Annotated in this window: 11 protein-coding genes and 1 tRNA gene; 6 read left to right on the forward strand and 6 right to left on the reverse strand. The window is 67.4% G+C overall.

The window, feature by feature from the left end:
• Positions 1–29 precede the first annotated feature (29 nt).
• Genes ACLJPD_RS05585 through ACLJPD_RS05595 form a run of 3 tightly spaced genes read left to right on the forward strand, consistent with a single transcriptional unit; the run spans position 30 to position 3,821 of the window.
• Positions 30–1,313 (forward strand): Y4yA family PLP-dependent enzyme, encoded by a 1,284-nt coding sequence (locus ACLJPD_RS05585; protein ID WP_410871936.1) that lies wholly within the window; start codon positions 30–32, stop codon positions 1,311–1,313.
• A gap of 37 nt (positions 1,314–1,350) precedes the next feature.
• Positions 1,351–2,382: a PLP-dependent cysteine synthase family protein gene (locus ACLJPD_RS05590; RefSeq protein ID WP_410870645.1), complete on the forward strand. Its 1,032-nt coding sequence runs from the start codon at positions 1,351–1,353 to the stop codon at positions 2,380–2,382.
• A gap of 47 nt (positions 2,383–2,429) precedes the next feature.
• Entirely contained in the window at positions 2,430–3,821 is a 1,392-nt protein-coding gene (locus ACLJPD_RS05595; RefSeq protein WP_410870646.1) for an MATE family efflux transporter, read from the forward strand.
• Between the two features lie 55 nt (positions 3,822–3,876).
• Here ACLJPD_RS05595 and ACLJPD_RS05600 read toward each other — a convergent pair whose 3' ends face one another.
• The 4 genes from ACLJPD_RS05600 to mfd form a co-directional block, all read right to left on the reverse strand.
• Positions 3,877–4,452: a TerD family protein gene (locus tag ACLJPD_RS05600; RefSeq protein WP_410870648.1), complete on the reverse strand. Its 576-nt coding sequence runs from the start codon at positions 4,450–4,452 to the stop codon at positions 3,877–3,879.
• A 38-nt stretch (positions 4,453–4,490) separates the two neighbouring features.
• Positions 4,491–4,976: a hypothetical protein gene (locus ACLJPD_RS05605; RefSeq protein ID WP_410870649.1), complete on the reverse strand. Its 486-nt coding sequence runs from the start codon at positions 4,974–4,976 to the stop codon at positions 4,491–4,493.
• A 185-nt stretch (positions 4,977–5,161) separates the two neighbouring features.
• Positions 5,162–5,869, reverse strand: coding sequence for a MazG family protein (locus ACLJPD_RS05610; protein WP_410870650.1), 708 nt, complete (start codon positions 5,867–5,869; stop codon positions 5,162–5,164).
• Positions 5,866–9,480, reverse strand: a complete 3,615-nt coding sequence (gene mfd, locus ACLJPD_RS05615) for a transcription-repair coupling factor (protein WP_410870651.1) — start codon at positions 9,478–9,480, stop codon at positions 5,866–5,868. Before mfd ends, ACLJPD_RS05610 begins: the two co-directional genes overlap by 4 nt.
• Before the next feature lie 217 nt (positions 9,481–9,697).
• On the opposite strand from mfd, the gene ACLJPD_RS05620 reads away from it, so the two are divergent.
• Both ACLJPD_RS05620 and ACLJPD_RS05625 read left to right on the forward strand, forming a co-directional pair.
• On the forward strand, positions 9,698–10,966 hold the full coding sequence (locus tag ACLJPD_RS05620) for a hypothetical protein (protein WP_410870652.1): 1,269 nt from the start codon (positions 9,698–9,700) through the stop codon (positions 10,964–10,966).
• Positions 10,967–11,026: 60 nt separating this feature from the next.
• Positions 11,027–11,650, forward strand: a complete 624-nt coding sequence (locus ACLJPD_RS05625; RefSeq protein ID WP_410870653.1) for a TIGR03085 family metal-binding protein — start codon at positions 11,027–11,029, stop codon at positions 11,648–11,650.
• 1 nt (position 11,651) lies between these two features.
• On the opposite strand, the gene ACLJPD_RS05630 is transcribed toward ACLJPD_RS05625, so the two are convergent.
• Together ACLJPD_RS05630 and ACLJPD_RS05635 are read right to left on the reverse strand one after the other, a co-directional pair.
• Positions 11,652–12,299 carry a TetR family transcriptional regulator gene (locus ACLJPD_RS05630; RefSeq protein WP_378919550.1) on the reverse strand — a complete coding sequence of 216 codons (648 nt, stop codon included), beginning with the start codon at positions 12,297–12,299 and terminating at the stop codon, positions 11,652–11,654.
• Positions 12,300–12,459: 160 nt separating this feature from the next.
• A complete protein-coding gene (locus ACLJPD_RS05635; protein WP_410870655.1) occupies positions 12,460–13,098 on the reverse strand; it encodes a TetR/AcrR family transcriptional regulator in 639 nt (212 codons plus the stop codon).
• A gap of 226 nt (positions 13,099–13,324) precedes the next feature.
• On the opposite strand from ACLJPD_RS05635, the gene ACLJPD_RS05640 reads away from it, so the two are divergent.
• Positions 13,325–13,395, forward strand: a tRNA-Gln gene (locus ACLJPD_RS05640).
• Positions 13,396–13,420: the final 25 nt, after the last annotated feature.

Here is a 13,420-nt window from a genome sequence, read left to right on the forward strand (position 1 = left end):
AGGTGCTGCCCGAGCACTGCGCACCACCGATGCCCGCCTACATCGATGCGCTCGAGCGGCGGCTGCTCGCGGATCCGCAAGTGCTCGGCGATATCGCCGAGGCGGTCGGTGGGCCGTTTCATGTGCTGTTCCCGGAGCGGGTCTCGGTGAACATCAGAGCATTTCAGTCGGCGTTCGCCGAGGTCGACGGGTTCGTGTACTTCGGGAAGAAGGCGAACAAGGCGGCATGTGTGGCTCGTGCGTGCGCCGAGAACGGTGCGGGGATCGATGTCGCCAGCACCGGCGAGCTGATCGCGGCGTTGGGGCAAGGGGTGCGCGGTGAGGATCTGATGGTCACCGGGCCCGCGAAATCCGATGAGTTGCTGTGGTTGGCCGCCCGGCATCGAGCACTGATCGCGCTGGACTCACTCGATGAACTCGACCGGCTGACCGCGCTGGATCTGCCGGTGCGCGTGCTGATGCGGGTGCTACCGGAAGGTTCGACCAGCCGGTTCGGGCTCGATCCGATGGAACTCGAGCAGGCCATCCAGGCCGTCAGCGCACCGATCACACTGTCGGGCTTCAGTTTCCACCTGTCCGGCTATGACGCCGTCGCGCGCTCCGAGCAGGCGGCGGCGATGGTCGGGCACTGCAGGCGCGCACGGGTCAACGGCCATCCGGCGGACACGATCTCGATCGGCGGCGGCTTCGGGGTCGACTATCTCGATGCCTCGACGTGGACCGAGTTCCAGAACACCCTCAGCGACAAGTGGTTTCACACGAAACCGCCCGGTGACTACTACCCCTACCACTTCCCGGTTCCCGGTGCGGCCATGCTCGCGGCCGTGCTCGCCCACAACGATCTTGCGGGACTGCTGCGCGACAATGGAATACGGCTCGCTGTCGAGCCCGGCCGGGCGCTGCTCGACCGCGCAGGCAGCTCCGTCTTTCGGGTGCAAGGCGTGAAAACCCGGACCACGCAGGGAAACCCGTACGACATTCTCACCGTCGACGGCACCAGCCTGAGCCTGTCCGAACAGTGGTTCGACAGCGAATACCTCCCCGATCCCGTGTTGTGGCCCGACACCCCCGGCCACCTCACCCCCACCTGTGTCGGCGCCACCACCTGTCTGGAGTCCGACCTGCTGAGCAGACGACGCATTCCGCTCCCCCGCCGCGCACGAACCGGCGACCTGCTCGTCTACCCGAACACCGCCGGGTATCAGATGGATTCCAACGAATCCGGTTTTCACGAACTCCCGCTCCCGCCCAAGGTCGTCCTGCGCGCAGACGCCGACCGACTGCGCTGGAGTCTGGACCACACCGCCCGCTGATACACCCGAGCTCGGCAATCCGATGGAGGAACACCCCATGGCTCTCGTCACGCGCGTGACGGACCTGATCGGCCGCACCCCCCTGTTCGAACTCGCCGTCACCGAGACCGGCACCCGACTGCTGCTCAAGCTCGAACAGTTCAACCCGACCGGTGCCGCCAAGATCAGAATGGCCCGGTCGATGGTGCTCGACGCGGAGCGGCGGGGTTTGCTGCGCGATGGCGGGCATATCATCGAGTCGACGTCCGGTAACACCGGACTCGGCTTGGCGGTGGTCGCGGCCGAACGTGGCTATCGATTCACCGCCGTGGTCGACAACCACGCCTGTAAGGACAAGTTGCGCGCGATGCGAGCCATGGGCACCGACCTGGTGTTCGTCGCCGACGATGACAGCGACGAACTGGCCACCTCGGCGCGGGAAGATCTCGCCGAGGCGATGGCGGCCGCGCGCGAGGACGCCTACTTCACCGAACAGCACAACAACGACGCCAACGCCGTCGGTTACTACGCCGTCGCCGAGGAGTTGCTGGCCGAGGTCGACCGGGTCGACATCCTGCTCTCGGCGGTCGGCACCGGCGGCTCCCTGTTCGGCACCGCAACCCGCCTGCGCGAGCTCGGCCTGCCCGCCCGGGTGATCGGCGTCGAGCCGGTCGGCTCCATCGCCTTCGGTGGTGAAGGCGGACCGTATTGGCAGTCGGGCACCGGCACCCCGCCCGGCGCGACCATCGGCACGGCCGTCGACTACTCGCTGCTCGACGAGGGCGTGAAGGTCAGCGATGTCGACGCTTTCGCCACCACCCGCGCCGTCGCCAGGACACACGGGCTGTTGATCGGCGGTTCGGCGGGCGGTTCGGTGCACAATGCCTTGGCGCGGCTCGAGGAGTTCCCGGCCGGGTCCACCGTGGTGACCATCGTGTGTGATGGTGGCGAGAAGTATCTCGACACCGTGTTCGACGACGACTGGATGAGCGCCCGCGACCTGCTCGACCCCGCCGCCGAAGCCGAAGTGACCACACTGCTGCGCCGGTACTCACCGCTGCGGCGCCACAACGCACTGATGGAGGTCTGAGTGAGCGCGACCGCGCGCCACCCGAGCAGCTACCCCGGAGCGAGCCGGTGAGCGGCGTCCGTGTTGACGGCAGCGCGCTGGCCAGGCTGGCGACGCCGATCGCGCTCACCCAGCTGGCACAGATCGCGGTCTCGACGACCAATCTCGCGCTGATGGGCACGCTCGGTGTGCGCGAGGTCGCCGCGGGCGGGCTGGCGCTGGTGTTGTTCAACCAGATCCGGACGATGTGCGTCGGGCTGATCACCGGCACCGGGAACCAGATCGCCGGCGCGCTCGGCGCGGCCGGTAAGCGTGGCGGTTGCGCCGACGACGAGGTGCGCGCGGTGGTGCGGGCCGCGTTCGTCATCGCGACCATCGCCGGTCTGCTCGGTGGTGCGCTGCTGGTCGGGCTGGGTTGGGTACTGCCTTGGCTCGGTCAGGACGCGGCGGTGCTCGAGCTGGCCCGGCCGATGATGATCGCGCTCGCGCCCGGGCTGCTGCCGTGTCTGTGGTTCCAGGTGCTGCGGCAGTACTCGGTCGGCATGCAGCGTCCGCAGGCGTTGTTGCTGGTCACGCTCGGTTCGGTGGCCCTGAACCTGGTCCTCGCGCTGGCCTTCATCCACGGCTGGGCGGGCATTCCGGCCATGGGCCTGACGGGTGTGGGCATCGCGACCTCGCTGGTCTTCCTGATCACCTTCGGGGTGCTCTGGGCGATGGTGCACCACGACGAACAACTCGGCCGCACCCTGCCGTCGACGCCGTGGCCGGTGCGCTGGTCGACCGTGCGCGAGGAGTTGCGGCTCGGCACCCCGATCGCGCTGACCTACGGTTCGGAAGCGGGCATGTTCTCGGTGCTCGCGCTGGTGATGGGCAGCTTCGGGCCCGCCGCGCTGGCCGCGCACAATGTCGTCTACCAGATCATCTACATCGTGTTCCAGGTGGCGATCGGCCTTTCCCACGGTGCGTCGATTCTGGTCAGCGATGCTGTCGCGCGCGACGAGTTCAGCCATGCGCGGGCGCTGGCCTGGCTGGCGTTGCGGATGGCCGCGGTGCTCGCGGTCGTCACCGGTGTCGTCTATGTGCTGGCCCCGGACCTCGTGCTGGCGCCGTTCCTCGATGCCTCCGACACCGACACGATCGCCATCGCGCACACACTGTTGCTCATCGGTATCGTGCTGCAGTTCTTCGACGCCGCCCAGAACATCGGCACCGGACTGCTGCGCGGGCTCAAGGAGACATCCGCGGGCTTCCGGCTCTCGCTGGTCGGCTACTGGGGTGTGGGTCTTCCGGCGGCGCTACTGCTCGCGTTCCCGCTGCACCTGGGCGCGGCAGGCGTGTGGTGGGGCCTGACGGCAGGCCTGGCGACCACCGCCGCGCTCATGCTCCGCAAGTACTTCGCGCTGCTCGCTCAGGCCAGCACGGCGCGGCCACCGCGCGTGCCCGTCGGCCAAGCGGGATGAGGGCGAACACACAGAAGGCGGGCGACACCACGTCGCCCGCCTGTGTCGCGGTTCGTCAGAGATTCACGCCGTAATCACGAGCGATGCCCTCGAGACCCGAGGCGTACCCCTGGCCGACCGCGCGGAACTTCCACTCGTTGTTGTGGCGGTACAGCTCGCCGAAGACCATCGCGGTCTCGGTGGACGCGTCCTCGGACAGGTCGTAGCGCGCCAGCTCCACGCCGGTGTTCGCGTCGGTGACGCGGATGTAGGCGTTGCGGATCTGGCCGAACGACTGACCGCGGGCCTGAGCGTCGTGGATCGAGACGGGGAAGAAGATGTTGGTGATCGTCGGCGGGGTGGCGGCCAGGTCGACATTGATGATCTCGTCGTCGCCGTCGCCCTCACCGGTCAGGTTGTCACCGGTGTGCTCGATCGTGCCCTCGGGCGAGCGCAGGTTGTTGTAGAAGATGAAGTGCTGATCGGAGAGCACCTTCAGATTCGTGCCGGTGGCCAGCGCGCTGGCGTCCAGGTCGTGGTCGGCACCGGTGGTGGTGCGCACGTCCCAGCCCAGGCCGACAGCTATCTTGGTGAGGTTGTCGGTCTGCTTCGACAGCGAGACATTGCCGCCCTTGGCGAGTGTGACGCTCATGAGAACCCTTCTGTCCAGATGGTGTGCAGTAGAAGAACTTACGCTGCCGGTCCGTTGTCGACCCAGGTTCGCAGAGTCTCGACCCGACCCTCCAGCGCCCGCAATTCGGTGTCGTCGAGGACGGTACGCTGGATGCCACGGTCGACGGCGAACGCGGACTGCCGATGGTCGTCGATCACATCGACGTCGAGCTGTACGGCGGTGTAGTCCTCGGCCCCCGGCATCTGCTCGGCGATGACTTTCGCCCGTCCGCGCGCACACAACGCCACATTGCCGCCGCCCAGAATCAGCAACGCCACCTCCGGCCGCGCCCGCAACCGTGCCAGCGACCCGCGATCGAACTTCAAACTGATGAGAATCCGTCGGTCACCCGCGCGCACCGGCCACGAAACGGGGATCGCGTGCGGCGCGGGATCGGTGGTGACCAGTACCGCGATGGTTTCCTGCGGCCACACGGGCAGCACATCCAGCTCGGGATGGTCGGTCATCACGTCCTGTCCTGCGGGATCTACCTCTGTACCCATCAACCTCACCTCGACGATCGCCGGACCCCTGCCCCGCCGCGAACGGCGAGCTGCTACGAGTCTAAAGCGGTGCGGCCCTTGCTCGCTGGCGCGCGCACGATTGTCCACAAGATCTCAGCAACGTCTCAGACGCTACGAACCCACAGCACGTCGTTAGCTAATCGGTAACTGATGGTGCCCGAGGCTCAGCGCGGCCACCAGGTGCGCCAGTCGTCCGCGGTGAGCGGGGATCGGGTGCCGCGTTCGGCTTCGGCGGTGTCCTCGGCGGTGCGGATGGCGGTCGCGAAGGCGATGGAGGCTTTGCGGAGGCGTTCCTCTGCCGAATCGGGGCCGCCGAGCTCGACCACACGCAGGGTGTCAGGGACGAGATCCGCGGGCAGGCCCGCGGCGGCGCTGCGGGTGCGGATCTTCTCGGCGAGGGCGAGGGCGGGTTGGGCCATGGCTATGCCGTCGAGGCAGGAGCGGCGGGACTTCTCCGCGGATTTGCGCTCCTCCCAAGCCTTTTCCTGCGCGGCGATCTTGTCGGCTGTCGAGGTTCCCGAGGAGAAATCGGCGTCGGTGAGGTAGGGGCTGCGGTGGACGAGTTTGTCGACCAGGGTCGCCGCGACATCGTCGACGGTGAATTCGCCCGCGTGTTCGGCGATTCGGGAGTGGAACAGGACCTGCAGGAGGAGATCGCCCAGTTCTTCCTTGATGGTTTCGGCGTCGCCTGCTCCGATGGCGTCGAGGAGTTCGTAGGTCTCCTCGAGGAGATAGGGGCGCAGCGAATCGTGGGTCTGGGTGCGTTCCCAGCCGCCGAAATGCCAGAGACGGTCCATCACCTCGACGGCATCGGACAGTCCCGCGGCGACCACAGCGGTGTCGGCCTGCTCCTGGGAGATCTCCGAGCTCATCGGACGGCCGGCGCTTCCATCGGAACCGAAAGATCCACCATCCCTTGGGGTTTGCCATCGAGTACCAGCAGCAGGTCCGCGACGAACTGCAGCACCGCCACGTCGCGCACCCGGTCGGCACCGACACTGTCGGTGACCCGCGGCAGTGGCAGCGTGATCAGACCGCTCGCGGGACGGTAATTGGCCGCGGGGTAGATCCGCTTGAGCCGAAGCTGTTTGGAATCAGGGAGATTCAGCGGAGCGATCTTGAGCGACGAACCGGTGACCACGATTTCGGACACGTCGTACTCGCGGGCGAGCAGGCGCAGCTTGGCCACCGACACCAGCCGCCCGACCTCCACCGGCAGCGGGCCATAGCGGTCGACGAGCTCCTCGATCACCGCCGACAGGGCCGTATCCTCCTGGGCGGCAGCGAGTTTGCGGTAGGCCTCGAGCCGCAGGCGGTCACTGGCGATGTAGTCCGGCGGGATGTGCGCGTCGACGGGCAGATCGATACGCACCTCCTTGTTCTCCTCGGTGACGATCGGCTTGCCGTCGGCGGCGGCACGGTAGGCCTCCACCGCCTCGCCGACCAGTCGCACATACAGATCGAAGCCGACCCCGGCGACATGACCGGACTGTTCGGCGCCGAGTACGTTGCCCGCGCCACGGATCTCGAGGTCCTTCATCGCCACGGCCATACCCGCGCCCAGATCGGAGTTCTGCGCGATGGTGGCCAGGCGGTCGTAGGCGGTCTCGGTGAGCGGCTTCTCCGGCGGATACAGGAAGTAGGCGTAGCCGCGCTCACGCGAACGACCGACGCGCCCACGCAACTGGTGCAACTGCGAAAGGCCGAGCGAATCGGCACGTTCCACGATCAGCGTGTTCGCGTTGGAGATGTCGAGACCGGTCTCGATGATCGTGGTGCAGACGAGCACGTCGTATTCGCGCTCCCAGAATCCCTGCACGGTCTTCTCGAGCTGATCCTCGTTCATCTGACCGTGCGCCACCACCACCCGTGCCTCGGGCACCAGATCGCGAATCTTCTTGGCGGCCTTGTCGATCGAGGACACCCGGTTGTGCACGTAGAACACCTGACCGTCGCGCATCAACTCGCGGCGGATGGCGGCGGTGACCTGCTTGTCGTTGTAGGCGCCCACGTAGGTGAGCACCGGGTGACGCTCCTCGGGCGGGGTGAGGATGGTCGACATCTCGCGGATGCCCGCCAGGCTCATCTCCAGGGTGCGCGGGATCGGCGTGGCCGACATGGTGAGCACGTCGACGTGGGTGCGCAGCGCCTTGATGTGTTCCTTGTGCTCCACACCGAAGCGCTGTTCCTCGTCGACCACCACCAGGCCGAGGTCCTTCCAGCGCACACCGGTCTGCAGCAACCGGTGGGTGCCGACCACGATGTCGACCGAGCCGTCGGCCATCCCGGCCAGGATCTCCTTGGAATCGGCGGCATCGGTGAACCGCGACAGACCACGCACCGTCACCGGGAAGCCCGCGACACGTTCGGTGAAGGTCTGCAGATGCTGCTGAGCGAGCAGGGTGGTCGGCACGAGCACGGTGACCTGCTTGCCGTCCTGCACCGCCTTGAACGCGGCGCGCACGGCGATCTCGGTCTTGCCGTAACCGACATCGCCGCAGACCACGCGGTCCATCGGCACCGCCTTCTCCATATCCGACTTCACGTCGGTGATGGCGGTCATCTGGTCGACGGTCTCGGTGAACGCGAACGCGTCCTCCATCTCCTGCTGCCACGGCGTATCCGGGCCGAAGGCGTGGCCGGGTGCGGCCTGGCGCGCGGCGTAGAGCTGAACGAGTTCGCCCGCGATCTCGCGAACAGCCTTGCGCGCCTTGCGTTTCGTGTTCGCCCAGTCGGAGCCGCCGAGCTTGGACAGGCTCGGCAGTTCGCCACCGACGTAGCGGGAGAGCTGATCCAGCGATTCCATCGGCACGAACAGCCGGTCGCCGGGCTGGCCGCGCTTGCTCGGCGCGTATTCGATCACCAGGTACTCACGCCGTGCGCCGCCGATGGTGCGCTCGATCATCTCGACGAACCGGCCGATGCCGTGCTGGTCGTGCACCACCATGTCGCCCGCGGCGAGGGCGAGCGGGTCGACCTGGTTGCGACGCTTGGCCGGCAGCCGTTTGCCCTCGGTGGGCGCGGTGACCCGGTTGCCGGTGAGATCGGATTCGGCGACGACCACCAGCCCGGCGTCGTCGAAGATCAAGCCGTCGTGCAGCGAACCACACAGCACGCCGACCACGCCCGGCTCCGGGACCGCGCCGGAAGCCAGCAGCGCGGCGGGCACTTCGGCCTCACCCAGCCGTTCCAGCACACGTTGCGCGGTGCCGTGGCCGGTCACCACGACGACCGCGCGGCCGCCGGTGGCGACGTGGGCGCGCAGCGACGCGAAGATGGTCGCGACCAGTTCCTCGGACCCGCGCGCGGTGGGCCCCGACTGCACCGGCAGGTTCACCTCGATCGGGTCGCCCGAGCTGAGCGGGCTCAACGTCCACCACGGCAGGCCGAGTTCATCCGCGCTGGTGCGCAATTCGGGCAGGGCGCGATAACCAGAGGCGGCCAGGTCGAGGCCGTTGGCACCCAGCGGGGCATCGCTGCCGAAAGAGGCCGCGGTCCAAGAGGCTTCGAGGAACTCTTCACCGGTGCGCACGAGATCGGCTGCGCGCGTGCGGATCTTCTCCGGATCGCACAGCAGCAACTGAGTACCGGCGGGCAGGGCCTCGGTGAGCAGGCTGAGCTTGCCCGGTGCCAGGACCGGCAGCAGGGCCTCCATGCCGTCGACCGGGATGCCCTCGGCGATCTTGTTCAGCATCTCGACCAGGGACGCGTCGGCCTCGTTGTCGGCGGCGACGACGGCGGCGCGTTCGCGCACCGGGGTGGTGAGCAGGAGTTCGCGACACGGGGACGCGACCACGACGTCGACGGTGTTCTCGCTCAGCGAGCGCTGATCGGCGACCGAGAACGGACGGATCTCGGTGACCTCGTCGCCCCAGAACTCCACGCGCACCGGATGATCCGCGGTCGGCGCGAACAGATCGAGGATCCCGCCGCGCACCGCGAACTCACCGCGCTTGCCGACCATGTCGACCCTGGTGTACGCGAATTCGACCAGGCGAGCGAGCAATTCGTCGAAATCGTGGTCACCGCCGACCCGCAACACCACCGGCTCGATATCGCCGAGACCGGCCGTCATCGGCTGCATCAGCGAACGCACCGTGGTGACCACCACCCGCAGCGGATCGGAGTAGACCGAGTCCTCGGGATGGGCGAGGCGGCGCAGCACCTCGAGCCTGCGGCCCACCGTGTCGGGGCCGGGCGAGAGGCGTTCGTGCGGCAGCGTCTCCCAGGACGGGAACATCGCCACCGACGGGCCGAGCATCTCGGTGAGCTCCACGGTCAGATCGTCGGCCTCACGACCGGTCGCGGTCACCACCACCAGGGGGCGCTGATCGGCGATCGTCGCGGCGACGAACGGCCGCACAGCCGACGGCGCGACCAACTCCACCCCGGACTTGCCGACCAGGTCGGTGACCATCCGCAGCGCGGCATCACCCGCGACCACTTCGGCCAGACCGGCGAGCGGAGGACGAAGGGAGGACATTGTTCGCTCCTGAATGCGCAGACGGGATAGGCGAGGCAGCCGTCTCGAAGTCTAGATGAGTGATTCCGGGGGGTCGGCCTGCGGCTGACCCCGGAGTAAGAGCCGCCGCAGGGGTAATAGGCGACTATGAGAGACATCACAGTTGGGATATCGACCAGTCGCAGAACGTACTCGCGACGAACCCCAGAAAGCTATACGTCTATCGAGTAGGTGATCCATGACGACCACGGTCGGAATATCAGCGGAACGCGCTGTCGTCCGGGGGGTACTCCTGTCCACCGCGCCGGGGAAACGGTCCGCGGTCCTTCAGACAGTCGAGCAGCGTGTCGAAGACGGGGGCTCGGTCGTCGGCGCACTCGACGCGCTCACCGAGTCAGCGCCGGTCGTCGCCGACGTTGCCGTGGCCTATCACACGGCGGAGGACCGGCAGCGGATCGTGTCGCAGCTTGCGGACGGGCAGTGGCGGACATCGTCGCTGGTTTCGACCCGATCGGCACTGTTAGCGCTGGTCGGTGCCATGCCGGAACTCGACGAGTTCGGGACCGTTGTGCTGCTGAACCTCGCCGATCGCACCGCGACCGCCGTGGTGGTCGGGCCGGATCGTCGGAAGATCCTGGCATCGCAGACATGGACCACCGGATTCGCCGACGGCACTGCGGTCGACGGTCCCGTGGACGCGTTCGACGCCGACGCGATGACCGAGACGATCGGTCACCTGCGCTCGATGCTCGAGCCGATCCCGACCCATCCCGACGCGGTTGCCCTCTGCGGTTCGTCAGCGGGCGATCCCGAGATCGCGGGCGCCTTGCGCTACGAACTCACCGCGCGCGTTGTCCTCGTGCCGGACTACGAACAGGCGACGGCGCGCGGAGCCGCGCTGATCGCCGCCGACCAGGTGGGCAAGCGATACGCCGAACCTCCGCGCACTCCGGGGCGCCACAAGCGGCTACTGCTGAGCGCGGCGGCACTCGCCGTTTTCCTCGGGGTGTCCGGGTTCGCGGTGGCACAGGTGCTGGACGACAGCGCGCCGGCGATGAAAGCGGGTTCGGTCGATGCGACCAGCCTGCCGCCACCGTCGTCCTCGGCGCCGACCACCGCCGATGCCCGGCTTCCGGCCCCGCCAACACCGGAGCAGCCCGCCCCACCCCTGGCACCCGCTCCGACCCCCGCCACACCCTCGGCCGCTGCTCCGGCGCCGCCGTCGCCTGCTGCGGTCCCCACCACGACCGCGCCTCGTGGTCCGGCACAGCCCACCTGGGTGCCTGCACCTGAGGCAGGCCCCACCGACTCCCCGGCGCCACCGAGCTCACCGGAAGCGGCCGTGCCGAGCGACTCTCCGGCACCGACAAAGGTCGGCCCCCCGGATCCGCAGGGGCTGTTCCCGGGAGAATCGCCACCCCCGCCGGCGGGCTCGGACCCCGCGGCGGAACAGGCGTGGTGGGCCAACCATTGGAACCTGAAGCGACAGTGGATGAACGGCGGCTGAAACGCGCCGCTGGACGGGATCGCTCGGTGGTGAACGTCGCGACGCGCGTAAGGTCGAGGTGTGAGTCTGGCTCGACGTGAACGCCACGCCCTCGTGGAAACGATGACCGAGGTCGGCCCTGCCGCGCCGACCCTGTGCGGCACCTGGACGGCGCACGATCTCGCCGCCCACTTGGTGGTCAGGGAACGCAGGCCCGACGCTTCGATCGGCATCGTCTTCCGGCCGATGTCCGGGTACCTCGAAGCGAAGCAGACGCAGATCGCGCAGCGGCCGTTCGCCGAACTGCTGGAGCTGGTGCGCACCGGGCCGCCGTGGTGGTCGCCCCTGCGACCGGTCGACGCGATGGTCAATCTCAGTGAGATGTTCGTCCACCACGAAGACGTCCGCAGGGCCGAACCGGGCTGGGAGCCAAGGCAATTGGCGGAGCGCGACGAAGATCGGCTGTGGACCGCCCTGCGCACCGTCGCCCGCGCGGCCTACCGCAAGTCGCCGGTCCCGGTCGTGCTCGCCTCGCTGCGGGGAGCCGAGATCACGGCACATCGTGGCGACGGCGACGCGGTGACACTCACCGGCACACCCTCGGAGCTGCTACTGCATGCCTTCGGCCGCGACGAAGTCCGGATCGCGACGACGGGATCCGACGCCGATGTGCGGGCGGTGCTCGCCACCGACCGCAGCGTGTGAACTAGACGACGTAGCGACGCAGCCTGCGCGCGGCGAACTCCCGGAAGTACGACAGCTTCTCCGGCGGCACCAGCGAGGGCAGCAAGAAGTACCAGGCCCGCTCCATCCGCGCCGCCATCTGATCCATCGATTCGGTGCCGACCGCGACGATGTGCACGCCCGCGGTCAGTTCCTGCAGTAGCACGCCGACCACATCGGGATCGAGATCGGCGATCAGATCGCCCTGGGCGATGGCCCGCTCCGACAGCAAACGGTAAGTCTCACCCCAGGTCTTGGCGATATTGTCGCCCTGCGCCCCGCGATAGTCACCGATCTGATGGGTGAGTTTGAGCATCGCGCCCACCATCGGATCGTTCATCGACAGGTCGGCCACCACATAGGTGATCCCGATGCCCGCTTCCAGCGCGGGCACCCGGGAATCGAAGAAGCCCTGACAGGATCCGATCAGGCGCTCGTTGCCCTGATCGACCACCGCCCTGGCCAGCTCCTCCTTGGAGCCGAAGTGAAAGTACAAGGCGCCCTTGGTCACATTGGACTGCGCGATGATTTCGCTGAGGCTCGCGTTGGCGTAGCCCAAACGGAGAAAGACATCGGCAGCGCCAGCAAGGACGGAGTCGCGGGTGATCTCCGCGCGTGCTTGCCTAGCCATCAGATCCGCCGGTCATCCAATAATCCAGCCATCCTGAAGTAGACCGACAACCCGAAATTTGCTCGACATACCGCCCGGCAGCACCCAAAAGGATGGGTGAACCGTACCACCAGGCGCCAATGTGGCAGCCGAATCATGGATTCGGTCCACACCGCGTGCGCTAACGTCCGGCTACCCCACCGATGGTCGGGGCAGTCCCCGTATTCCATTCGGAGCTGAGACCCGGTTCGGCTTCCAAATGACTCAAACCGTTCCAACACAGGTTCACCAAGTGCGCCGCGACCACTTCTTTGGGCGGGGTGCGCTCGTCGAGCCACCACGTGGCGGTGGTCGACACCATGCCGACCAGGGCCTGAGCGTAGAGCGTGGCTAGGCTGGTATCGAGATCACGGCGGGCGAAATCGCTGGCGAGCAGATGCGCCACCTGATTGACGGCCTCGTTGAGCAGGCTCGAGAACCGACCGTCGGAACTGGCCGCGGGCTGGTCACGGACCAGGATCCGAAAGCCGTCGGTCCGTTCCTCGATGTAGGTGAGCAGGGCCAGCGCGACCTGCTCCAAGCGCACCCGCGAGCGGTTGCGCGTGAGCGAGGAGGTGACCATCTCCAGCAGCATCGACATCTCGCGATCGACGACCACCGCGTAGAGGCCCTCCTTGCCGCCGAAGTGCTCGTAGACGACCGGCTTCGACACCTGCGCGCGCTGGGCGATCTCCTCGATCGATGTCGCGTCATAGCCCCGCTCCGCGAACAACGCGCGACCGATCTCGATCAACTGCTGCCTGCGCTGCGTACCGGTCATCCTCGGCCTGGCAGCTCGACCCGGCTCACTGGAAGACATGCGTGCCCCCGCCTCTCCGCGTTTTCGACTCACAAGAATCAGTACGTGCGTTCCAGAAGGCTAACAACGACATCCGAGCACGGACGCGACAGGCGTACACAAGATTCGCCCGAGGGCAGGATCATGTGCGAGGATCACTCCGTGCCGTAGCACAGTGGTGGGTTCTGACAGCCCACTGGTGTGGCGATCCGCCGTAGTGTAATGGCAGCACCTCTGATTTTGGTTCAGATAGTTCAGGTTCGAGTCCTGGCGGCGGAGCACACGGACACACAGTGACGTATCG

It is taken from the genome of Nocardia sp. A7 (genome assembly GCF_046549215.1).
Classification (GTDB): Bacteria; Actinomycetota; Actinomycetes; order Mycobacteriales; family Mycobacteriaceae; genus Nocardia.